This is a genomic window from Microbacterium gallinarum, assembly GCF_014837165.1.
GTDB lineage: Bacteria > Actinomycetota > Actinomycetes > Actinomycetales > Microbacteriaceae > Microbacterium > Microbacterium gallinarum.
The window spans coordinates 247,052-268,990 of the sequence record NZ_JACSPM010000003.1 but is presented as its reverse complement, the minus strand read 5'-3'; the positions used below and the strand labels follow the sequence as shown (position 1 = coordinate 268,990).

General features: G+C 70.5%; 18 protein-coding genes and 1 other RNA gene. 8 read left to right on the top strand and 11 right to left on the bottom strand.

Translation table 11 applies throughout. The features are described from left to right. Positions 1–9 precede the first annotated feature (9 nt). Together H9622_RS10795 and H9622_RS16120 are read right to left on the bottom strand one after the other, a co-directional pair. The gene (locus H9622_RS10795; RefSeq protein ID WP_191766394.1) at positions 10–1,056 is read right to left on the bottom strand and encodes an alanine racemase; all 1,047 of its coding nucleotides are present in this window, start codon (positions 1,054–1,056) and stop codon (positions 10–12) included. Further along, complete coding sequence (locus H9622_RS16120; RefSeq protein ID WP_318247088.1) at positions 1,053–1,799, bottom strand: alanine racemase C-terminal domain-containing protein; 747 nt, start codon at positions 1,797–1,799, stop codon at positions 1,053–1,055. Before H9622_RS16120 ends, H9622_RS10795 begins: the two co-directional genes overlap by 4 nt. 45 nt (positions 1,800–1,844) lie before the next feature. Here H9622_RS16120 and H9622_RS10785 point away from each other — a divergent pair, with 45 nt between their 5' ends. Next, positions 1,845–2,867 carry a sugar-transfer associated ATP-grasp domain-containing protein gene (locus H9622_RS10785; protein WP_191766393.1) on the top strand — a complete coding sequence of 341 codons (1,023 nt, stop codon included), beginning with the start codon at positions 1,845–1,847 and terminating at the stop codon, positions 2,865–2,867. A gap of 73 nt (positions 2,868–2,940) precedes the next feature. Here the strand turns inward: H9622_RS10785 and H9622_RS10780 are convergent, their stop codons facing one another. The 3 genes from H9622_RS10780 to H9622_RS10770 form a co-directional block, all read right to left on the bottom strand. Further along, the gene (locus tag H9622_RS10780; RefSeq protein ID WP_191766392.1) at positions 2,941–3,636 is read right to left on the bottom strand and encodes a coenzyme F420-0:L-glutamate ligase; all 696 of its coding nucleotides are present in this window, start codon (positions 3,634–3,636) and stop codon (positions 2,941–2,943) included. After that, on the bottom strand, positions 3,633–5,051 hold the full coding sequence (locus H9622_RS10775) for an RNA polymerase sigma factor (protein WP_191766391.1): 1,419 nt from the start codon (positions 5,049–5,051) through the stop codon (positions 3,633–3,635). The genes H9622_RS10780 and H9622_RS10775 overlap by 4 nt, the downstream gene beginning before the upstream one ends. Positions 5,052–5,271: 220 nt before the next feature. Next, on the bottom strand, positions 5,272–6,195 hold the full coding sequence (locus H9622_RS10770) for a proteasome assembly chaperone family protein (RefSeq protein WP_191766390.1): 924 nt from the start codon (positions 6,193–6,195) through the stop codon (positions 5,272–5,274). An 83-nt stretch (positions 6,196–6,278) separates the two neighbouring features. On the opposite strand from H9622_RS10770, the gene H9622_RS10765 reads away from it, so the two are divergent. From H9622_RS10765 to sucB, 3 genes are all read left to right on the top strand, one after another. Beyond that, positions 6,279–7,754: a leucyl aminopeptidase gene (locus tag H9622_RS10765; protein ID WP_191766389.1), complete on the top strand. Its 1,476-nt coding sequence runs from the start codon at positions 6,279–6,281 to the stop codon at positions 7,752–7,754. Then, positions 7,754–9,127 (top strand): dihydrolipoyl dehydrogenase, encoded by a 1,374-nt coding sequence (gene lpdA, locus H9622_RS10760; RefSeq protein WP_191766388.1) that lies wholly within the window; start codon positions 7,754–7,756, stop codon positions 9,125–9,127. Before H9622_RS10765 ends, lpdA begins: the two co-directional genes overlap by 1 nt. 61 nt (positions 9,128–9,188) lie before the next feature. Further along, the gene (sucB, locus tag H9622_RS10755) at positions 9,189–11,006 is read left to right on the top strand and encodes a 2-oxoglutarate dehydrogenase, E2 component, dihydrolipoamide succinyltransferase (RefSeq protein ID WP_191766387.1); all 1,818 of its coding nucleotides are present in this window, start codon (positions 9,189–9,191) and stop codon (positions 11,004–11,006) included. A 10-nt stretch (positions 11,007–11,016) separates the two neighbouring features. Here sucB and H9622_RS10750 read toward each other — a convergent pair whose 3' ends face one another. Beyond that, on the bottom strand, positions 11,017–12,294 hold the full coding sequence (locus H9622_RS10750; RefSeq protein WP_191766386.1) for a hypothetical protein: 1,278 nt from the start codon (positions 12,292–12,294) through the stop codon (positions 11,017–11,019). A 125-nt stretch (positions 12,295–12,419) separates the two neighbouring features. Between H9622_RS10750 and H9622_RS10745 the strand changes: the two genes are divergently transcribed. Continuing rightward, on the top strand, positions 12,420–13,130 hold the full coding sequence (locus H9622_RS10745) for a DUF4191 family protein (protein WP_191766385.1): 711 nt from the start codon (positions 12,420–12,422) through the stop codon (positions 13,128–13,130). Positions 13,131–13,137: 7 nt separating this feature from the next. On the opposite strand, the gene H9622_RS10740 is transcribed toward H9622_RS10745, so the two are convergent. Continuing rightward, entirely contained in the window at positions 13,138–13,530 is a 393-nt protein-coding gene (locus H9622_RS10740) for an RDD family protein (protein WP_191766384.1), read from the bottom strand. Between the two features lie 133 nt (positions 13,531–13,663). On the opposite strand from H9622_RS10740, the gene glnA reads away from it, so the two are divergent. Both glnA and H9622_RS10730 read left to right on the top strand, forming a co-directional pair. Then, the gene (gene glnA, locus H9622_RS10735; protein WP_191766383.1) at positions 13,664–15,088 is read left to right on the top strand and encodes a type I glutamate--ammonia ligase; all 1,425 of its coding nucleotides are present in this window, start codon (positions 13,664–13,666) and stop codon (positions 15,086–15,088) included. 154 nt (positions 15,089–15,242) lie between these two features. Beyond that, positions 15,243–15,995: a peptidase M23 gene (locus H9622_RS10730; protein WP_225221955.1), complete on the top strand. Its 753-nt coding sequence runs from the start codon at positions 15,243–15,245 to the stop codon at positions 15,993–15,995. Here the strand turns inward: H9622_RS10730 and H9622_RS10725 are convergent. From H9622_RS10725 to H9622_RS10715, 3 genes are read right to left on the bottom strand one after another with little or no spacing between them, the layout of a single operon-like run. After that, positions 15,986–18,988: a bifunctional [glutamine synthetase] adenylyltransferase/[glutamine synthetase]-adenylyl-L-tyrosine phosphorylase gene (locus H9622_RS10725; protein WP_191766382.1), complete on the bottom strand. Its 3,003-nt coding sequence runs from the start codon at positions 18,986–18,988 to the stop codon at positions 15,986–15,988. The genes H9622_RS10730 and H9622_RS10725 overlap by 10 nt on opposite strands. 14 nt (positions 18,989–19,002) lie before the next feature. After that, on the bottom strand, positions 19,003–20,340 hold the full coding sequence (locus tag H9622_RS10720; protein WP_191766381.1) for a glutamine synthetase family protein: 1,338 nt from the start codon (positions 20,338–20,340) through the stop codon (positions 19,003–19,005). 38 nt (positions 20,341–20,378) lie between these two features. After that, positions 20,379–20,606 (bottom strand): SPOR domain-containing protein, encoded by a 228-nt coding sequence (locus tag H9622_RS10715; RefSeq protein WP_191766380.1) that lies wholly within the window; start codon positions 20,604–20,606, stop codon positions 20,379–20,381. A 101-nt stretch (positions 20,607–20,707) separates the two neighbouring features. Between H9622_RS10715 and ppgK the strand changes: the two genes are divergently transcribed. Next, complete coding sequence (gene ppgK, locus H9622_RS10710) at positions 20,708–21,469, top strand: polyphosphate--glucose phosphotransferase (RefSeq protein ID WP_191766379.1); 762 nt, start codon at positions 20,708–20,710, stop codon at positions 21,467–21,469. Positions 21,470–21,560: 91 nt separating this feature from the next. On the opposite strand, the gene rnpB is transcribed toward ppgK, so the two are convergent. Further along, positions 21,561–21,930, bottom strand: an RNA gene (gene rnpB, locus H9622_RS10705) — RNase P RNA component class A. Between the last annotated feature and the right edge of the window lie 9 nt (positions 21,931–21,939).

The following is a 21,939-nucleotide window of genomic DNA, read 5'->3' as shown; positions in this document are numbered from 1 at the left end:
GCCCCGGACTCACTCCCCCGAGTAGATCCTCGGCACCAGCGGCGAGACGCGCACCGCGATCTCCTCGCCGATCGTCCCGATCGCCTCGGCGAGATCGGTCGCCGACGACTCGCCCCCGTCGCCGGGTCCGTAGATGCGCACGAGCGCGCCGGGCGCGGCATCCGGCCACCTCGCCACTCGGAAGCCCGATCCTGAAGCCTTCAGGGCACGCGGACCACCCGGCGTGCCGACCGTCACCCGACCGGCGAGCGTCGACGGCAGGCCGTCCAGCGGACCGATGTCGATCGACGCCCCGTCAACATCGACGGCGGTGACGTGCGCTTCCAGCGCCGCGATCGGCCGCACGCCCAGGTGCTCCTCGCCCGGGCCGCCCGCCGAGCGGATGCCGTAGCAGAACGCCCCCACGCGCACGAGGTCGTAGCGGAACTCGGGCCGGGCGAACGAGGCGGCACTGGCCGACAGGTGCAGCATCGTCGGCGAGAGACCCGCCTCGCGCGCGGTCGTCACGGCCGCATCGAACAGCGCGCGAGCGGCGTCATCCTCTTCATCGGATGCCTCGGCGATGTGGCTCCAGATGCCGACGACGTCGAGGCATCCCTCCCCCGCCAGCTGTGCCGCCCGCGCGGTGAACCTCGCCCAGTCCTCGGGTCGCACGCCGTTGCGGTGCAGACCGGTGTCGATCTTGAGGTGCACGCGCGTGACGGCACCGGCCGCCCGCGCCTCGGCGGCGACGTCCTCGAGCAGCTCGGCGTCGCCGACGCCGAGGTCGAGTCCTGCGGCGACGGCTTGCGCCGCTTCCGCCCGAGAGGCCGCGATCCACGAGAAGATGCGGACGTCGTCGCCCAGCACCTCCCTGACGCGGCAACCGGTCGCGACGTCGAATGCGCCGATCCAGCGCACGCCCTCGCGCTGCGCCCGCCGCACGATCCCGTCGAGCCCGTGCCCGTAGGCATCATCCTTCACGACGAGCATCAGCTCGGCCGGGGCCACTGCACCGCGCACACGGGCGAGGTTGGCCGCGAAGCGATCGAGGTCCACGCGGAGCACGGCGCTCATGCGACCTGCTCCCGCGTCGCGCGCAGCCCGACGACGGTGACGAGCTCGTCGGCGCGCAGGCCGGTGGCCTCCACCCAGTCCGCGATCGATGGCTCACCCGCCCGAGGATCGCCGAAGAAGACGACCTCGTCGCCGCGCCGCACCGGCGCGTCTCCGACGTCCACCACGCACACGTCCATCGCCACGCGGCCGACGATGGGCAGCGACGCACCGCCGATCGTCACCCGCGCCCGGTTGCCGAGGTCGCGCACGACGCCCTGGGCGTAGCCGCCGGTGACCAGCGCCACGCGAGTGTCTGCGGCCGCGCGGAAGCGGTATCCGTACGACACACCCTCCCCCGCGCGGAGCGCCTTCACGCTCAGCACCGTGCCGCTCAGGCGCATCGCGGGCACAGCGTCAGGCGCACCACCCGGCAGTCCGTACAGCGTCGTGGGGTCGAGGTCGGGCGCTGCGCTCGTCGTCGCCCCGGCGACGCCCGCCGCCGCCAGCACGCGCACTGCCGGGGCGTCGTCGACGACCAGACGGTCCACGCCCGCGGCGAGCAGCTCGGCGGCCACCGCCGGTGCACCGTGGCCCCAGGCGTCGGCCCGCAGATCGGCGATCGCCCGCGTGCCCTCCGTGAGTCGCGCGAGCGCCAGCGCGGCGTTGTGCGCGATGGCCGAGGCCGAGACGCGGGCGACCGGGGCACTGGACGGCCGATGGATCCACGCAGCGTCGCCATGCCCAGGGTTCGCCGAACTCACGCCTCTAGACTATCCGGGACCCTCGATCCCCAACCCGGAGTACGCATGCCTTCTCAGGGCCTCGGCCTCGCGCCCCGCCTTCGCTACCTCGCCGCCCGCGCCCGCCGCATCGACGTCGGATCCGTGGTCGAACGCGCGAAGGAGACGTCGCAGCAGCACGGCAAGTGGACGCCCGCCGTCCTCGTCGACATGCTGTGGTCGGCCGGCTTCCGCCAGGTCGGGTTCCAGGACTATGTCGACTACGACTTCGCGATCCTCAGCCGCGCGGAGCGCGCGACCTACATGACGCATCCGGTGTCGAACGAACTGTCGCAGAAGTACGATCACCCCGACTTCCGGCACAAGTTCCACGACAAGGTCGAGTTCGACCGGGTCTTCAGCGAGCACCTGCACCGCGAGTGGATGATCGTCGAGGACGACAACGCCGACGCCGTCCGCGCATTCACCGAGCGCCACGGCACCATCGTGACGAAAGAGCCCGTCGGCCAGGCGGGCACCGGAGTCCACCGCTACCGTGCCGAGGACGTCGACGACTGGGATGCCTTCCACCGCGGCCTGCTCGAGCGCGGCGAGGTGCTGATCGAAGAGGTCATCCGCCAGCACGCCGATCTCGCCGCCGTCTGCCCCGGCACCGTCAACACGACCCGTGTCACCGCCTTCTTCGACGGCGAGAACACGCACATCCTCGCGATGGCGCAGAAGTTCGGCCGCGGCGCCGTGAGCGACCAGATGACGTTCGGCGGCTTCTACACGATGCTCGACGAGAACGGCCACGCCGTCGGTCCCGGGTACGACTCGCACGCCCATGTGCACGAGAAGCATCCCGACAGCGGCTTCGTGATCGCCGACTTCCAGCTGCCGATGGTCGACGAGGTCAAGGCGTTCGTCGACCGCGTCGCCCGCGTCGTGCCGCAGGTGCAGTACGTCGGCTGGGACATCGTCGTGACGCCGGACGGCCCCGTGCTCGTCGAGGGCAACTGGGGCGCCGGCGTGTACGAGAACAAGCCCAGCGTCACCGGCATCCGCACCGGCCACAAGCCCCGCTACCGCGCCGCGATCGGCTTCTGAGCCGACCGGACCGGAACGCCGAAGGCGCGGCACCCCGGGGGGGTGCCGCGCCTTCGTACGTGGGATCGGGCGGTCAGACCGCGCGGATGATCCCGAGCGGCGTGGACTGGTGTCCTTGACCGAGCGGGTTGTCCTGCAGGATCGCGACGAGGCGCTTCTCGTACGCCTTGTCGACCGTCGACCCGAGGATGTTGCCGCCGAGGTCGTTGATGTCGACCACCGCGACCTCGGGGACGCCGCCGAGGAGGGCCTTGAGGTGGGCGGCCACTTCGCGCGGACGCTCGGGTCCGAGCACGACAGCCTTGTTGTAGGGAGGGATCGTGCCGCTCGTCGGACCGTCGATCGCTCGCGCCTTGTCGCCCGCGATGCGGTAGAAGTCGCCCTTGCGGCCGAACAGCTTGGTCACGGCCGACACCGCGGCCGCGAACAGGATGCGGATCGTGCCGCACTCGCGCAACGCCATCTCCATGGTCTCGGGCATGCCGAGGCCGATGCCGTACGGGGTGCGGGTCACGTACTTCGAGAGGAAGTAGGCGAGCTTGCGCGGCCGGATCTCGTCGACGAGGTACGACCGACCCTGGGTGATCGCGACGATCTTCTCCGTCACGAAGAGCAGGTCGCCGTCACGGACGACACCTGAGGCGTACTCGCTCACGAAGTCGTCGAGGTCGTCGCCCGGCATCACGACCCGCGTGCGGATCGGGATGCGGGCGTACGACGAACCCTCGACGGAGACGGTGAGCGCCTTGCCGTCGTTCGCCTCGCTCACTCGAGGTAGTCCCGCAGCGACTGCGAACGGCTCGGGTGACGGAGCTTCGCCATCGTCTTGGACTCGATCTGGCGGATGCGCTCGCGCGTCACGCCGAACGTGTCGCCGATCTGGTCGAGCGTCTTGGGCTGACCGTCGCCGAGTCCGAAGCGCATGCGGATGACGCCCGCCTCGCGCTCGGAGAGCGAGTCGAGGAGCGACTCGAGCTGACGCTGCAGCATCGTGAAGCCGACGGCGTCAGCCGGGACGACGGCCTCGGTGTCTTCGATCAGGTCGCCGAACTCACTGTCGCCGTCCTCGCCGAGCGGGGTGTGCAGCGAGATGGGCTCCCGCCCGTACTTCTGCACCTCGATGACCTTCTCGGGGGTCATGTCGAGTTCACGGCTGAGCTCTTCCGGCGTGGGCTCGCGACCGAGGTCCTGCAGCATCTGCCGCTGGACGCGCGCGAGCTTGTTGATGACCTCGACCATGTGGACCGGGATGCGGATCGTGCGAGCCTGGTCGGCCATGGCACGGGTGATCGCCTGGCGGATCCACCACGTCGCGTAGGTCGAGAACTTGAAGCCCTTGGTGTAGTCGAACTTCTCGACCGCGCGGATGAGACCGAGGTTGCCCTCCTGGATCAGATCCAGGAACTGCATGCCGCGGCCGGTGTAGCGCTTTGCCAGCGAGACGACGAGACGGAGGTTCGCACCGAGCAGGTGCGACTTCGCGCGCTGACCGTCGCGGGCGACCCACTGCAGGTCGAGACCCAGCTGCGAGGACTTCTCGGCCGCCGACATGTGCGACAGCTTCTCCTCGGCGAACAGACCCGCCTCGATGCGCATCGCCAGCTCGACCTCTTCGGCCGCGTTGAGGAGCGGCACCTTGCCGATCTGCTTGAGGTAGTCCTTGACCGGGTCGGCCGTCGCGCCGGTGATCTGCGTCGAGTAGACGGGGACATCGTCCTCGTCGCTCGAGGTGATGACGATCGCGCCGGTCGGGAGAGGCTCGGTGAACGCCGGCTTGGTGCTCTCCTCTTCCTCCTCCTCGTCTTCGGCCGCGGGAGCCTCTTCGGCCACGGCGGCCTTCGCGCCGCGGCGGGCAGCCGGGCGAGCAGGCGTCTCGGCGTCGTCGTCGCCCGCCTCTTCGAGGTCGTCGTCAGCGTTGAGCTCGACGTCGTCGAGTTCCTCGACGTCGTCCTCGAGGTCCTCGTCGGACGCGGCGCCCTTCTTCGCAGCCTTCTTGGGCGCGGCCTTGGCGCTCTTGGGCGCGGCCTTCGCACTCTTGGGCGCGGTCTTGGTCGCCGTCTTCTTGGCGGCGGGCTTCGACGCGGCCCTCGCGGGCGCCTTCGTCGCAGTCTCGGCCGCCGTGGTCTCGTCCGTCTCGGTGTCCTTCGCGGCCGAGCGGGCCTTGGTGTTCGTGCCTGAGGTCACGTTTCGCCTTTCACCGGAGATGTGTGCCGACGCCCCCGGTAGATTTCGGACACTAGTAAGACCCTTGTCAAGTCCCGGCGCCGCCGAGTGCACCTCGGGGAACCAGTTGACAACGGGTCAGAGCATCCAGTATCGCATACTTGGGATCAGCCGCCAGCATCAGCGGCAATGCATCGGATCGCTCTCCTGTACAACACCCGCGGGCGCCCGCGAATTCCGATCAGAGGCCGCGCGTGTCCTCGTCGCCGGTCGGACGGCTCGCAAGGAACCGCTCGAGCTCGGCGGCGAGCTCGTCGGCGCTGGGCAGGTCTCCGGTGTGGATCATCGGCGCCGCGAGCGTGGACCCCGCCATATAGGCGTCGTAGCGCTCTTCCAGGCCCTTCACCATGCGGGAGAGCTCATCGCTGCCGGAGACCTGGTCTTCGACCTTGGACAGGTAGTCGCGGTTCTCCTCGCGCAGCTCTTCGCCGGTGAACACGAGCCCGGTGGCCACCGTGAGGCTGTCGAGCGCGGCGAGAGCGGCGGCCGGGTAATCGGTGTCGCCGAGGTAGTGGGGAATGAGGAGCACGAACCCGGCGACGCGCACTCCCGCCTCGGCGAGGCGATACTCGAGCAGGTGCCCGGCCGTGGCGGGAACCTGAGTGTGCGGCTTCCACACCGAGTGCGCCTCGGTGAGCTCGCCGCGCGTTCCGCTCACGGTCGTGCCGATCGGGCGCGTGTGCGGCACCGGCATCGGGATCGCGTGCACCCACGTGACCGTGGACACCTCGTAGTCGTCGACGAAGTCGAGGACGGTGGCGGCGAAGGCATCCCAGGCGAAATCGGGCTCGTAGCCGGCGAGCAGGAGGAAGGGCTGGCCGAGCGCATCGTGAGCGAACGACAGCTCCAGCCGCGGCGGCCGGTAGTCGGTGAGGTGGTCCTGGTCGAACGCGATCACCGGTCGGCGGGCGCGATAGTCGAGCAGCACGTCGTTGGAGAAGACCGCGAGGGGGGTGGGCACGATGTCGTCGCGGAAGTAGTCGACGACACGGCTGACCGCGCTGCCCGCGTCGGTGAAGCCGGTCAGCGCCACCACGAGCGGGAGGCCTCGGGGCACGGGAGGCGCGGAGGCGGAGCGCTCGAACAGCGGACCGGTGAGGGGCATGCCTCCATGCTACGAGCCGACGCCGACGACCGGGGTCGAGGGCCGTCCCGCTCAGAGCGAACAGCCGTGGTTGGATGGAGACCATGTCGTTTCCCGACCTCGCGTACAGCGAATCCCCCGTCCGAGAGTCCGACGCCGACGTCCTTCTCCTCGCCCTTCCCCCGATCGATGGCGAAGGCGCCCCCGACCTGGGCGACTGGCCCGGCCTGCGGGAGGCACTCCTCGCCACCGGCTTCACCGGCTCGCCCAACTCCTTCCAACGCGTCTACGCACCGCAGTCCACGGAAAGGCCGCTGGCCGTCGTGGGAACCGGTGCGGCTCCGGATGCCGCGGCCCTGCGCGACGCGGTCGGCTCCGCGATCCGCACGCTGACCGGCTTCGCCACAGTCGCCGTCGCCGCGCCGTTCGCCGACGGCGCGCTGTGGACCGCTGCGGCGGAAGGCGCCGCGCTCGGCGGCTACCGCTTCGACGGCTACAAGTCCGAGGCGCCCAAGCCCCGCGCCGCGAAGGTCGTCGTCCACGGCACCGCGACCGCCGACGACGAGAGGCTCGCCGCGATCACGGCGACCGCCGACGCGGTCGCGCTCGTGAAGGATCTGGTGACGACCCCGGCCGAGTGGCTCGGACCCGCCGATTTCGCCGAGCGCGCGACCCGGGCCGTCGACGGCCTCGGCGTCACGGTCGAGGTGCTGGATGAGGACGCGCTGCGCGAGGGCGGCTACGGCGGCATCCTCGGCGTCGGTCAGGGCTCCGACCGGCCGCCGCGCCTCATCCGCCTGGAGTACGCCCCCGAGGGCGCGACGCGCCACGTCGCGCTCGTGGGCAAGGGCATCACGTTCGACACCGGCGGCCTGTCGCTGAAGCCGGCCGCCTCCATGGTCGGCATGAAGTACGACATGTGCGGCGCGGCCACCGCGCTCGCCGTGCTCCGTGCCGTCGCCACCGTCGGCGCACCCGTCAAGGTCACCGCCTGGCTCTGCGTCGCCGACAACATGCCGTCCGGCCGCGCCACGCGCCCCGGCGACGTGCTGCGCATGCTCGACGGCACGACCGTCGAGGTGCTCAACACCGACGCCGAAGGTCGCCTGGTGCTCGCCGACGGGCTGGTCGCAGCGAGTCGCGAGCATCCCGATGTCATCGTCGACGTCGCCACGCTCACCGGCGCCATCACCATCGCCCTGGGCACCCGCCACGTCGGGGTCATGGGCGATGACGAGGCGGTCGCCGCCTACCTCGCGGCCGCAGCCGCCGAGGCCGAGCCGGCGTGGCAGCTTCCGCTGCCCGCGCACATGGTGGACGATCTCGACTCCCCCATCGCCGATCTGCAGAACGCGAAGATCGGCGACCCCGCCGGTGGCTCGCTGTTCGCCGGCCTGTTCCTGCGCCACTTCGTCGGTCGCACCGGCGATGAGGCGGACGCTCCGCGCATCCCGTGGGTGCACCTCGACATCGCCGGTGTCGGCATGAACAAGGGCGGGGGCTACGGCTACACCGACAAGGGGCCGACCGCAGCGACCGTCCGCAGCCTGATCCGCTTCGTCACGACAGAGGAGTCCTGATGACCGACCACACCTTCGACCTCGTCGTCCTCGGCGGAGGCAGCGGAGGCTACGCGGCCGCGCTGCGCGCCGCAGAGCTCGGCAAGTCCGTCGCCCTCGTCGAGAAGGACAAGGTGGGCGGCACCTGCCTGCACCGGGGCTGCATCCCGACGAAGGCGCTGCTCCACGCAGCCGAGGTGGCGGACACTGCTCGGGATGCCGCGACCATCGGCATCCGCGCCACGTTCGAGGGAATCGACCCGGCCGGCGTCCGCGCCTACCGCGAGGGCATCGTCGCGAAGAAGTTCAAGGGACTCGAAGGGCTCGTCAAGGCGCGCGGCATCACCGTCGTCCAGGGCGAGGGCCGCCTGGAAGCAGGACCCGCCGTCCGCGTCGGCGACGACGTGTACCGCGGCACCGACGTGATCCTGGCGACGGGGTCGTACAGCCGCAGCCTCCCGGGGCTCGAGATCGGCGGTCGCGTCCTCACCAGCGAGCACGCGCTCGAGCTCGACGAGATCCCGTCGCGCGTGGTGATCCTCGGCGGCGGCGTCATCGGCGTCGAGTTCGCGAGCGTGTGGCGCTCGTTCGGCGTCGACGTCACGATCATCGAGGCGCTCGACCACCTCGTGCCCAACGAAGACGTCGCCCTCAGCAAGGCTCTCGAGCGCGCGTTTCGGCGCCGGGGCATCGCCTCGTCGCTCGGTGTGCGGTTCCAGGGTGTGACGCAGACGCCCGACGGCGTGACCGTCACGCTCGAGGATGGCAAGACGTTCGAGGCGGACTACCTCCTCGTCGCCGTGGGACGGGGGCCCGCGACCGCCGGGCTCGGCTACGAAGAGGCCGGCGTCACGATCGACCGGGGCTTCGTGACGACCGATGAGCGGCTGCGCACGAGCGTGCCGCACGTGTGGGCGGTCGGGGACATCGTTCCCGGGCTCCAGCTCGCCCACCGCGGGTTCCAGCAGGGCATCTTCGTCGCGGAGGAGATCGCCGGCCTCTCCCCCGTCGTCATCCCCGACACCCAGATCCCCAAGGTCACCTACAGCCACCCCGAGGTCGCGTCCGTCGGCCTCACCGAGGTGCAGGCATCCGAGGCCCATGGGGCCGACGCGGTCGTCGCGTACGAGTACAACCTCGCCGGCAACGGCAAGAGCGAGATCCTCGGCACGGGCGGCATCGTCAAGGTCGTCCGCATGAAGGACGGCCCCGTGATCGGCGTTCACCTGGTCGGCGACCGGGTCGGCGAGCTCATCACCGAAGGCCAGCTCGCCGTCGGCTGGGAAGCGCATCCCGAGGACATCGCTCCGTTCGTCCACGCGCACCCCACCCAGAGCGAGGCTCTGGGCGAGGCGTTCCTCGCACTCGCCGGAAAACCGCTCCACGCGCTCTGACGCTGAGGCCTCGCGGCATCACTAAGCTAGATCCGATATCCATTCCGAAGGAGACATCGTCATGAGCACTTCCGTGGTCCTCCCCGCTCTCGGTGAGAGCGTCACCGAGGGTACGGTCACCCGCTGGCTCAAGCAGGTCGGCGATACCGTCCAGGAGGACGAGGGCCTGCTCGAAATCTCCACGGACAAGGTCGACACGGAGATCCCGTCGCCCGTCAGCGGTGTGATCGAGGAGATCCTGGTCCAGGAAGACGAGACCGTCGAGGTCGGCGCCGTGCTCGCCAAGATCGGCGACGGCTCGGGTTCCTCGGAGGCCGCACCGCAGCCCGAGGCCGCCGCGCCCGCCGCTGACGAGGCCCCCGCCCAGGAGGCCGCCCCGGCAGCAGCGCCCGCCGAGGCCGCGCCCGCCGCCGAGACCGCACCCGCCGCTGCTCCGGCTGCCGAGGCCGCTGCGCCGGCTGCCGAGGCCGCACCCGAAGCCGCTCCCGCTGCCGCCCCGGCCGCGTCCGGTGGCAAGGAGGTCGTGCTCCCCGAGCTCGGCGAGAGCGTGACCGAGGGCACCGTGACCCGCTGGCTCAAGCAGGTCGGCGACGACGTCGCGGTCGATGAGCCGCTGCTCGAGATCTCGACCGACAAGGTCGACACCGAGATCCCCTCGCCCTTCGCCGGCACTCTTCAGGAGATCCTCGTCCAGGAGGACGAGACGGTCGAGGTCGGATCGGCCCTCGCACGCATCGGTGAGGGCGGCGCCGCCGCTCCTGCGGCCGCGGCTCCCGCTCCTGCAGCCGAGGCTCCCGCCGCAGAGGCTCCGGCCGCCGCGCCGGCTCCCGCGGCCGCGCCGGCTCCCGCGGCAGAGGCTCCCGCTCCTGCAGCGGCTCCCGCGGCCGCTCCGGCTCCCGCGGCTGCGCCGGCTCCCGCGCCTGCCCCCGCCGCGCCGGCTCCCGCCGCACCTGCCGCCGAGGACGATGACGTCGTCTCCTACGTGACCCCGCTGGTGCGCCGTCTCGCGCAGCAGCAGGGCGTCGACCTCGCGACCGTCAAGGGCACCGGCGTCGGCGGCCGCATCCGCAAGGAAGACGTGCTGAAGGCCGCCGAGGCGGCGTCGGCTCCTGCGCCCGCAGCCGCGGCCGCCGCCCCCGCACCGGCCCCGCTCGAGGTCTCGCCGCTTCGCGGCACGACCCAGCCGATGTCGCGTCTGCGCAAGGTTCTTGCCGAGCGTGCGGTCGCCTCCATGCAGTCGACGGCGCAGCTGACGACCGTGGTCGAGGTCGACGTCACGAAGCTCGCGAGCTTCCGCGACAAGGTGAAGGGCGACTTCCAGTCCAAGACCGGCGACAAGCTCTCGTTCCTGCCGTTCTTCGCGCTCGCCGCCGCCGAGGCGCTGCAGGCGTACCCCGTGATCAACTCGACGGTCGACGGCACCGACATCGTGTACCCGCCGAGCGAGAACCTCTCGATCGCGGTCGACACCGAGCGCGGTCTGCTGACACCCGTGCTGCGCGACGCCGCGTCGAAGAACCTCGCGCAGATCGCGCACGAGATCGCCGATCTGGCCGCCCGCACGCGCGACAACAAGCTCAAGCCCGACGAGCTCGCCGGCGGCACGTTCACGCTGACCAACACCGGTTCGCGCGGCGCGCTGTTCGACACCCCGGTCGTCTTCCTGCCGCAGACCGCGATCCTGGGCACCGGCATCGTCGTCAAGCGGCCGGGCGTCGTGTCGGTCGACGGCAAGGACGCGATCTCGGTCCGTTCGTACGTCTACCTCGCGCTGTCGTACGACCACCGCGTGATCGACGGTGCCGACGCGGCTCGCTTCCTCGGTGCCGTGAAGGCCCGACTCGAAGCTGCGGAGTTCGAGAGCCAGCTCGGCATCTGAGCCCCCTCGACTATGGCTGCTGCGCGGCGTCGTGTACGTCGCGCAGCAGCCATTCGTCGTCTCTGCGCTCGATGACGACGAGCTGAGCCGCTGCGCCGTCCACTGCATCCACACGCAGCACAGCGACCCCGCCGAAGTCGTCGAGCAACGCGATCGACCGCTCCTCGCGCGGCGCGTCGACGGGCCCGGCCGCCCACGACGACTCCGGATCGACCATCACGTCGGCGAGGCAGTCGATCTCGCCGCGACAGGCCAGGCGCCGGTGCAGCAGCTCGCCCGCCACGCGGCTCAGATCGGTCTCGACCTCGCCGACCGCATCGGCCGGATCAGCCGACCCCGTGGGCGTCGCGGCCTCAGGTGCGATCGTCGCGGTGGCGGCGGGCGCCGGCACCTCCGCCGTGGCCGCGTCATCGCCGCCCGAGGGCCAGAACAGGCCCACGCCGAGCACCGCGGCCGCGGCGGCGCCCGCCACCAGCAGCGGTGCCCGGCGTGACGACGCGCGCGTGCTCGTCGCGCGCCGCCACACACGCGTCGTGGCGCGCGAGACGAGGTCGGCGAGGTCGGAGTCGACGTGGCGAAGGAGACCGTCCCACGGTCGCGGCCGTCCCACGGACTCCTCCGCCGCCTCGTCATGCCGGTCATGGCGTGCGAGTGCCCGAACACCGCCCGAGCCGGCGGGCGCCGTCGTGATCGCGAGCGGTTCGGCCACGTCGAACAGCCGTGCCTCCGCGCGCTCGAGCTCGATGGCCGACGGACGCTCCGCCGCGATGGCGGCGCTCGCAGCGTCCCACGCCTCATGCGGCCTCCCTGCCGTTCCGGAGAGCAGCGAGAGCGACGCGTCGCGCAACGATCGGGGCGCGGCATCCGTCACGAACACCGGCCGCCCGGCATCGGTGAGCCACCACTCCCCCGTCACGGCGGCCGGATCGCGCAGCTCGGCGAATCCGCGCAGGACGCTCACGGCGAGCGTCACGGACTCTCCGGGCATGAGCGGCGGTCCGTTCGCCGCCCGGCGCGCCAGCAGATCGGTGATGCGCTCGCTGCACACCGGCAGAGCGACATCGTGCCCGTCGCTGCGCCTGACGACATCGACGGGCGACAGCACGTGACCGTGGGGCGCGGCATCCCACCCCCTCCACTCGCGTCCGAGCACCTTCGCGTCGACGAGCACGCGGCGCTCGCCCGACGGCAGCCCCACCAGGAGGCCCGGCCATGGCCCGTCATCGGCCGCGCCCACAGGGCGGACCGGGCGGTACGGCGCGCGCAGGGCGTCGGTCTCGCGGGTCACCTCGCCAGCGTGGCGCTGCGCTCACGGTCGCCGCGAGGGCTCATCCCCGCCTGTGGACGATCGCCGGTCGGGAAGACATGGGGAGGAGCCGCAGTCCGCCCGCGCGAAAAGGTAGGCTGGACCCCATGGCCGCCCGCAGTTCCGCTCCCGAGAAGCGCCCCGGTTTCTTCTCGCAGATCCGCTCCCTCTACACGTTCACGCAGCAGGCGTACTCCTGGCTGCCGTGGCTCCTCGTGGGCATCGTCCTGCTCGGCATCGCCGCCGGCGTAGGCGTGGGCTTCCTGATCCCGCCCGTCGCGATCTGGAGCATCATCCTGTGGGGCATCACCGGCCTCATGCTCGGCATCCTCGGCTCCCTCATGCTCATGACGCGCCTGTCGACTCGGGCGATGTTCAAGAAGATCGACGGGATGCCCGGAGCCGCCGGCCACGTGCTGTCGACGTCGCTCGGCCGCAAGTGGCAGGCGGCCGACATGCCGGTGGGCGTCAACCCCAAGACCCAGGAGGCGGTCTACCGCGCCGTCGGCCGCGGTGGCGTCGTCATCGTCGGCGAGGGCGCGCGCGGTCGCCTCACCCGCCTCGTCAACGACGAGCGCTCGAAGGTTCAGCGCGTCGCGTCGGGCGTGCCGGTTACCGTGCTCTATGTCGGCCACGGCGAAGGCGACGTGCCCATCTCGAAGCTCGCCGCGACGATCAAGGCCCTGCCCACGAAGGTCGATCGCGCGACGATGGCCGCGGTCATCAAGCGCATCGACTCGGTGTCTCAGACGCTCACCTCGCTGCCGATCCCGAAGGGCATCGACCCGACCAAGGTGCGCGCCCCGCGCCCGCGCTGATCGCGCGTCAGGCGCGCAGGAGGATCGTTCCTGCGGCCTTGTCGTGCAGTCCGCGCTGGTCGGCGTCCCAGATCACCGCGGGCACGACCACGATCAGCAGCAGCGTGCGCACCACGGGCCGCCACAGGCCGGTCCATGCCCCGTCGAGCCGCGCGAGTCGCAGACCGAAGATGCGGTGGCCGGGGCTGCCCTGCAGCGTGGGGATGAACACGATCTGGATCGCGGCGAAGATCGCCAGGATCGCAAGCGGGTCCCACCCGAAGAAGCCGGAGATCAGGTACGCGGCCCCGTAATCGACGAAGAGCGCGCCGACGCGCCGGCCGAGCCGCGCGATCGATCCGCTTCCTTCACGGGGCAGCCCGAGTCGTTCCCCGGGGTAGTCGTGGGCCTGTTCTGTCACTGGTCAAGCGTACCCAGGGGCCCGTAACATCCTGGAAACAATGGTGTCACTGCCGGGCAATCCCCTCCGGGTACCGTTCCTGACAAGCGCGCACGCGTGCGGCACTTCCCGATGCCCTATCACTGGAGCCTTCATGTTCAAAGATTCATCCGAGGTGCTCAAGTTCATCAAGGACGAGGACGTCAAGTTCCTCGACATCCGATTCACGGATCTTCCTGGTGTGCAGCAGCACTTCAACATCCCGGCGTCGACCGTCGACGAGGAGTTCTTCACGGTCGGCCAGCTCTTCGACGGCTCGTCGATCCGCGGCTTCGCGAACATCCACGAGTCCGACATGCAGCTGATCCCGGATGTCTCGACGGCGTACCTCGACCCGTTCCGCGAGGCGAAGACGCTGATCATGATCTTCGACATCTACAACCCGCGCAACGGCGAGATCTACAGCAAGGACCCGCGCCAGGTTGCGAAGAAGGCCGAGAAGTACCTCGCGTCGACGGGCATCGCGGACACCGCGTTCTTCGCCCCTGAGGCCGAGTTCTACATCTTCGACGACGTGCGCTACGAAGTGAAGCAGAACTCCAGCTTCTACTCGGTCGACTCCGAAGAGGGCGCATGGAACACAGGCCGCGTCGAAGAGGGCGGCAACCTCGCCAACAAGACCCCGTTCAAGGGCGGCTACTTCCCCGTCTCCCCCGTCGACAAGCAGGCCGACCTGCGCGACGACATCAGCCTCAAGCTCATCGAGGCGGGTCTTCACCTCGAGCGGGCGCACCACGAGGTGGGCACCGGCGGCCAGGCCGAGATCAACTACCGCTTCGACACGATGGTGCACGCGGCGGACGACATCCTCAAGTTCAAGTACATCGTCAAGAACACCGCCCTCGAGTGGGGCAAGGTCGCGACGTTCATGCCGAAGCCTCTCTTCGGCGACAACGGCTCGGGCATGCACACGCACCAGTCGCTGTGGAACGGCAGCGAGCCGCTCTTCTACGACGAGAAGGGCTACGGCGGCCTGTCCGACATCGCGCGCTGGTACATCGGCGGCATCCTCGCGCACGCGCCCTCGGTGCTCGCGTTCACCAACCCGACCCTCAACAGCTACCACCGCCTCGTCAAGGGCTACGAGGCCCCGGTCAACCTGGTCTACTCGGCGGGCAACCGCTCGGCGGCCATCCGCATCCCGATCACGGGCTCCAACCCCAAGGCCAAGCGCATCGAGTTCCGCGCCCCCGACGCCTCGGGCAACCCCTACCTCGCCTTCGCCGCACAGCTCATGGCCGGCCTCGACGGCATCAAGAACCGCATCGAGCCCCACGAGCCCGTCGACAAGGACCTCTACGAGCTGCCGCCCGAGGAGGCCAAGAACATCCCGCAGGTGCCGAACTCGCTGCAGGACTCGCTCGACGCCCTCGCGGCCGACCACGAGTTCCTCCTCGCGGGTGGCGTGTTCACGCCCGAGCTGATCGAGACGTGGATCGAGTACAAGCTCGAGAACGAGATCAAGCCGCTCGCGGCCCGTCCTCACCCGTTCGAGTACGAGCTGTACTTCGGCGTCTGAGTTCGAACCGCAGTCGAGCATCGCTCACGAAACGGCCCCCGGCACCACGCCGGGGGCCGTTCCGCGTGTCGTGCTCGGCTCCCCGTGGCGTTCACCCAGCCGCCGCCCCTACGCTGAACGGACCGCCCTCCGCTTGACCGAAAGCGAACGACCGATGTCCTCCCGACCCGCTGCGACGAAGCGACGCGCTGCGGCGCGCGTGTCGAAGCCGGCGCGGCGGCGGAAGGCCGTGCATCGGCGTGCATCCGGTCCGAGGACGGGACGCTTCTCGCGTGTCCTCGGCATCGTCGCCGCGTCGGTGGCGGTGACGATCGTGACCGTCATCGCCGGCGTCGCGGTGGCGGGCGCTCTGGTCGCGCACGCGCTGTCCACCCCCATCGACGAACCCGAGGCCGCACCGGCCCCGCGGTTCATCCTCCCCGCCATGCCCGGCGTCGCCGGCTACGGCAACGAGCGGCTAGCGAACGCCTGCACGATCCTCACCGCCGGCCGCGACCTCGGGCTCGACGAGCGCGATCAGACGATCGCCGTGATGACTGCGATGGGCGAGTCGTCGCTGCGCAACATCGACTACGGCGACTGGGAGACGAACGGCGTCACCAACCCCGACGGCTCGCGCACGACCTCCATCGGGCTGTTCCAGCAGCAGGACGGCTGGGGGTCGCGCGAGGCGCGGCTGGACCCCTACAGCGCGGCGACGATCTTCTATCGGGCGATGCTCGCGCGGGTACCCGACCGCGCCGGGCTCGAGCCGACGCTCGTCGCGCATCGCACGCAGGTCAACGCCGATCCGCAGCACTACGCGCGCTACTGGGACCGCGCGGTGCGCGTGGTGGCCGCGCTCAACGGCGCACCGCTCGACGGCGACAGCATCGGGGGCATCACCCTCTGCCCGGCTCAGCCGTAGAAGAGCTTCTCGAACACGCGTCGCGCCCGGCGGGTGGTGCCGAGGTAGTCCTCCTCCACCTGCGTGGCCGAACGCGGCGGGTAGCCCAGCAGGCGACCGATGCCGTCGAGGCGCTTGCGATCCACGGGCAGGATGTCGCTCGTCTGGGCGGAGAGCAGCGTGTTGGCCGAACGCAGGCGGCTCGCCAGCCGCCAGGCGTCGGTCAGGCGCGCCGCCGGCACCGCCGCGATGACGCCTGCCTGCTGCGCGGCCTTCAGGGCGACCAGTGTCGACGTCGTCCGCATCCCCTCGACCTCGTGGGCGTGTTCGAGCTGCAGCAGCTGCACCAGCCACTCCACGTCGCTGAGCGAGCCGGGCCCGAGCTTCAGATGCCGGGCGGGGTCGGCGCCCTGCGGCAGACGTTCGCTCTCGACGCGCGCCTTGATGCGCTTGATCTCGCGCAGACCCTGCTGATCGACCGTCGCGGGATACCGCACCTGGTCGGCGAGCTCCATGAAGGACCCGATGAGCTTGACACTGCCCGCCACCCCGCGCGCCCGCAGGAGCGCCTGCGCCTCCCACGACAGCGACCACCGCCGGTAGTACTCCGCATAGGCGTCGAGCGAGCGCGCGATGGGCCCGTTGCGCCCTTCGGGGCGAAGATCGGCGTCGAGGTCGAGCGGCACCCGGTGGTCTTCGGAGTGCGTCCGCAGCGCCGCCACCAGCTTCACTGCGAGCTCGTGCGCCCGCTGCGGGTCGACGCTGTTCGCGCGATACACGTACATCACGTCGGCATCCGAGCCGAAGCCCAGTTCGCGCCCGCCGAAGCGCCCCATGCCGATGACCGAGAAGTCGAGGTCGGCGTCCTCAGGCGGGACGATCGTCGGGCGGACCGCACGCAGCGTCGCCTGGATCGTCACATCGGTGATCGTGGTGAGCGCGTCGGCGACCTCTTCGATCGTGATGGTGCCGATGACGGCCGCCATGGCGGTGCGCAGCAGCTCCCTGCGGCGAAGCGCGCGCACGGATCGCATCGCGTCCTCGAGCGACCCGTGGCGCGCCTGGATCGCACGGGCCTCCTGCTGGAGCGCGATGCCCGTCCGCGGGCGCAGCAGCTCATCGTCATCGAGCCAGGCGGCCGACTCGGGGATCCACTCCATGAGCTCGCCGATGTACCGCGACCCCGACAGCACGCGCGTCAGGCTCTCGGCGGCGGCGGACGAGTCGCGCAGCATCCGCAGGAACCAGGGCGTGTCGCCCAGCCGCTCGCTCAGCCGGCGGAACGCGAGCAGACCGTAGTCGGGATCGACGCCCTCGGCGAACCAGCGGATCATCACGGGCATCAGGTGGCGCTGGATCGCCGCCTTTCGCCGCAGCCCGCTCGTCAGTGCGGCGATGTGCCGCAGTGCCCCCGCCGGGTCGGCGAAGCCGATCGCCGCGAGACGGTCGTGCGCCTGCTCGGCCGACAGCGCCCGTTCCTCGGCCGGCAGGGCGGCGACGGCAGACAGCAGAGGGCGATAGAAGAGACGGACGTGGATGTCGCGCACCTCGCGCTTCACCGACTCCCACAGCTCCCACACGCCGTCGCCCGTCTCGGCGAGGCCGGTCGCGCGAGCGAGCACCCGCAGCTCCTCGGGCCGTGACGGCATCAGGTGCGTGCGCCGCAGATTGCGCAGCTGCACGCGGTGCTCGAGCAGGCGCAGCACACGGTAGTCGCGCGCGAAGGCGGATGCCTCGTTCCGCCCGATGTAGCCTTCGGCGACGAGCGCGTCCAGGGCCTCGAGCGTGCCGCGCTGGCGGATCCGGTCGTCGGAGAGCCCGTGCACGAGTTGCAGCAGCTGCACGGTGAACTCGATGTCGCGGATGCCGCCCGGACCGAGCTTGATCTGGTGCGCCACCTCCGCCGCCGGGATGTGCTCGGTCACCCGTTCGCGCATCCGCTGCACGCTGTCGACGAAACTCTCGCGCGCGGCGCTCGTCCACACCTTCGGCTGCACGGCCGCGACGTATGCCTCGCCGAGCGTAAGGTCGCCGGCGATCGCGCGCGCCTTCAGCAGCGCCTGGAACTCCCAGCTCTTCGCCCAGCGCTCGTAGTACGCCAGATGGGAGTCGAGCGTGCGCACGAGCGCCCCCTGCTTGCCCTCGGGGCGCAGGTTGGCGTCGACCTCCCACAGCGGCGGCTCGATCTCGATGCCCGAGATGCCCCGCATCGTCTGCACAGCGAGGCGCGTGGCGATGTCGACCACGCGGCTCTCGCTCAGCTCTTCCGCCGCGCCCTCGTCCGTCCCGGCGACGAAGATGACGTCGACGTCGCTGACGTAGTTGAGCTCGCGCGCGCCCGCCTTGCCCATGCCGATGATCGCGAGCTTCGCACGCGCGACCTGATCGCGGGGGAACAGCCCGGCGCCTGCTGCGCCACCCGAGACGCGGGTGCGCGCAACCGCGAGGGATGCCTCCAGGGCCGCGGCCGCGGCATCCGCCAATCGTGCCGCCACCGACGGTACATGATCCACCGGAGACGCGCTCAAGAGGTCGAACGCGGCGATGCGGGCGAGCATGCGCCGGTAGCGGACGCGGAGGGCGACCCAGGCTGCCTCTCCCCCGTCTGCGGCGAACCCGTCCTCGGCGCTGACCGCGTCGAGGAGGGTGTCGCGCAACTCGACGGATGACGGAAGCGTCACGCCTGCGCCGGCAAGCTCCGACAGCTCGGCCGGGTTGCGATGGAAGAAGTCGGCGAAGCCCGTGGACGCGCCGAGCAGCGCCCACAGCGCACGCCAGCCCTGTTCGTCGGCGTGCAGGCGCCGCACGGCATCGGCATCGCGCCGGGCGATGCGCGCCAGCGCGCTCAGCGCCTCATCGGCGTCCGCCGCGAGCTGCGCGCCGGACGTCATGGCGTTGCGAGGCACGCCGGTCGACGCCTCGACCTCCGTGAGGAGGGCGTCGGCGTCGCTCAGACTCGTGAAGCCGAGGCGCGCGAGATGCGTGAGAGAGCTGGAACGTTCGCTCGCGGACATGCGCCAGGGGCGGCTCAGAGCATCTCGAGGTTGCTCTTGAGCTCGAACTGGGTGACCTGCGAGCGATACTCCTGCCACTCGCGGCGCTTGTTGAGCAGCACGTAGTTGAACACCTGCTCGCCGAGGGTCTCGGCGACGAGCTCGGACTCCTCCATGTACTCGAGGGCGTGATCGAGGCTCGCAGGCAGCGGGGCGTAGCCCAGCGCGCGGCGCTCGGCATCGGTCAGCGACCACACGTTGTCTTCCGCCTCGGGCGGGAGCTCGTAGCCCTCTTCGATGCCCTTCAGGCCGGCCGCCAGCATGAGCGCGTACGCGAGGTACGGGTTGGCGGCGGAGTCCAGCGCGCGGTACTCGACGCGAGACGACTGGCCCTTGCTCGGCTTGTAGAGCGGCACGCGCACCAGCGCGGAGCGGTTGTTGTGACCCCAGCAGATGAAGCTCGGAGCCTCGTCGCCGCCCCACAGTCGCTTGTAGGAGTTGACGAACTGGTTGGTCACCGCCGCGATCTCGTTGGCGTGGCGCAGCAGGCCCGCGATGAACTGACGGCCCACCTTCGACAGCTGGTACTGCGCGCCCTCTTCGTAGAAGGCGTTGACGTCGCCCTCGAAGAGCGACATGTGGGTGTGCATTCCGCTGCCCGGCTTGCCGCTGAGGGGCTTCGGCATGAACGTCGCGTAGACGCCCTGCTCGATCGCCACCTCTTTGATCACCGTGCGGAACGTCATGATGTTGTCGGCCGTCGCGAGGGCGTCGGCGTAGCGCAGGTCGATCTCGTTCTGACCGGGACCGCCCTCGTGGTGGCTGAACTCCACCGAGATGCCGAGGTCTTCGAGCATGCGGACGGACCGGCGACGGAAGTCGTGTGCGGTGCCGCCGGGCACATTGTCGAAGTAGCCGGCCGAGTCGACGGGCTCAGGTCCGTCAGCGCCGAACGACGACGACTTGAGCAGGTAGAACTCGATCTCGGGGTGGGTGTAGAAGGTGAAGCCTGCGTCGGCCGCCTTGGCGAGCGTGCGCTTGAGCACGTGGCGCGGGTCGGCGACCGCCGGCTGCCCGTCGGGCGTCGTGATGTCGCAGAACATGCGCGCCGTCGGGTCGATCTCGCCCCGCCACGGCAGGGTCTGGAAGGTCGTGGGGTCGGGGTGCGCCAGCAGGTCGGACTCGTACGAGCGCGTGAGACCTTCGATGGCGGATCCGTCGAACCCGAGGCCCTCGGCGAAGGCTCCCTCGACCTCGGCCGGGGCGATCGCCACCGACTTGAGCGTGCCGATGACGTCGGTGAACCACAGCCGGACGAACTTCACGCCCCGCTCCTCGATCGTCCTCAGAACGAAGTCACGCTGCTTGTCCATCGCATCCTCTCCGGGTGCCCGATGCGGCCGTAGCCAGACTACTGGTCGTCGCGGTCGTCACCGGACGCCGCGGAGCCACCCCAGGAGTCCTCCCGGGCCTCTTCCTCGGCCCACGCGCGCGAGCGCCTGCGGATGACCTCGGGCGCCTGAGCGGCCTCCTCGGCGGTGTCGAACGGCCCGGCGCGGTCGGGGGCCGGGGACTCGAAGCCCTTCTCGACCTCGCCCGTCTTGAGGTTGTACCAGTACTTCTCGCTGTCACTCGTCATGGTGCGCTCCTGGGATTCCGATCGGTCGAGGCGGCCCTCCGCACGATCCTACTGACCGCCGCCTCGCACCCGCGCGCGCCGGGGCTGGATAGGGTGAGGGTATGGCTTCTCAGGCGACTCGCGCTGTCGGCGTGGACATCGGCGGCACCGGGATCAAGGCAGGACTGGTCGACCTCGAGCGCGGACAGCTCATCAGCGACCGCATCAAGGTCGCGACCCCCGAGGGGGCCGAGCCCCAGGACGTGCTCGATGCCGTCACCGAAGTGCTCTCGACCCTCGGCGTGACGGGCGAGTCCATTCCCCTCGGCGTCGCGTTCCCCGCGATCGTGAAGAACGGCCGCACGCTGTCGGCGGCGAACGTCTCGGAGAAGTGGATCGACTTCGAGGCCGAGAAGTTCTTCGAGGCCGGGCTGGGGCGCGACATCCATTTCGCCAACGATGCCGATGTCGCCGGCGTCGCCGAGCTCCGCTACGGCGCGGCGAAGGACAAGCCGGGCCTGACGATCCTCACCACTCTCGGCACTGGCATCGGGTCGGCGCTGCTCTACAACGGCGTGCTCGTACCCAACTCCGAGCTCGGCCACGTGCAGCGGGCGAAGCACGGGAAGGATGCCGAGGCGTACGCCGCCTACTCCGCCATGGAGCGCGAGGATCTCAGCTGGGAGAAGTGGGCCAAGCGTCTGCAGTGGTACTACAGCTACATCGAGTTCCTCTTCAGCCCCGACCTTTTCGTCGTCGGCGGCGGCGTCTCGAAGCACGCCGACCAGTTCCTGCACCTGCTCGACCTGCGCACGCCCATCGTGCCGGCCGTGCATCGCAACAACGCGGGCATCATCGGGGCGGCAGCCCTCGCGCTCGCCTGACACCTCTCGGTGCCTCGCGGGGGAACCCCGCGATCATTCCACCAGCACAGCGCCGCGGCCCTCGCGCTCGCCTGAGCAGCTGACGAGAGGGCGAATGGGCCGGCCTGTACGCCGGGTTCTGTCCGGGGGCCGAAGCCCCGTGGACGGTCATCTCTCTCGGCGACACGTTGCCGTGCCGCTCCAGCGGCCTACCCGGGGACTCGGCGGGCCGCGTCATCATCCCCTGTCTGGCCTTGCTCCGGGCGAGGTTTACCTTGCGGGTCGCGTCACCGCGACCCCGGTGGTCTCTTACACCACCCTTTCACCCTTACCGGGACCGAGGTCCCGGCGGTCTGCTCTCTGTGGCACTGTCTCGCGGATCGCTCCGGGTGGGTGTTACCCACCGCCCTGCCCTGCGGAGCCCGGACGTTCCTCGGCGCGAAGCGGCGAACCGCTCGCGACGCGACCGTCCAGCCGACCCATTCGCGGAG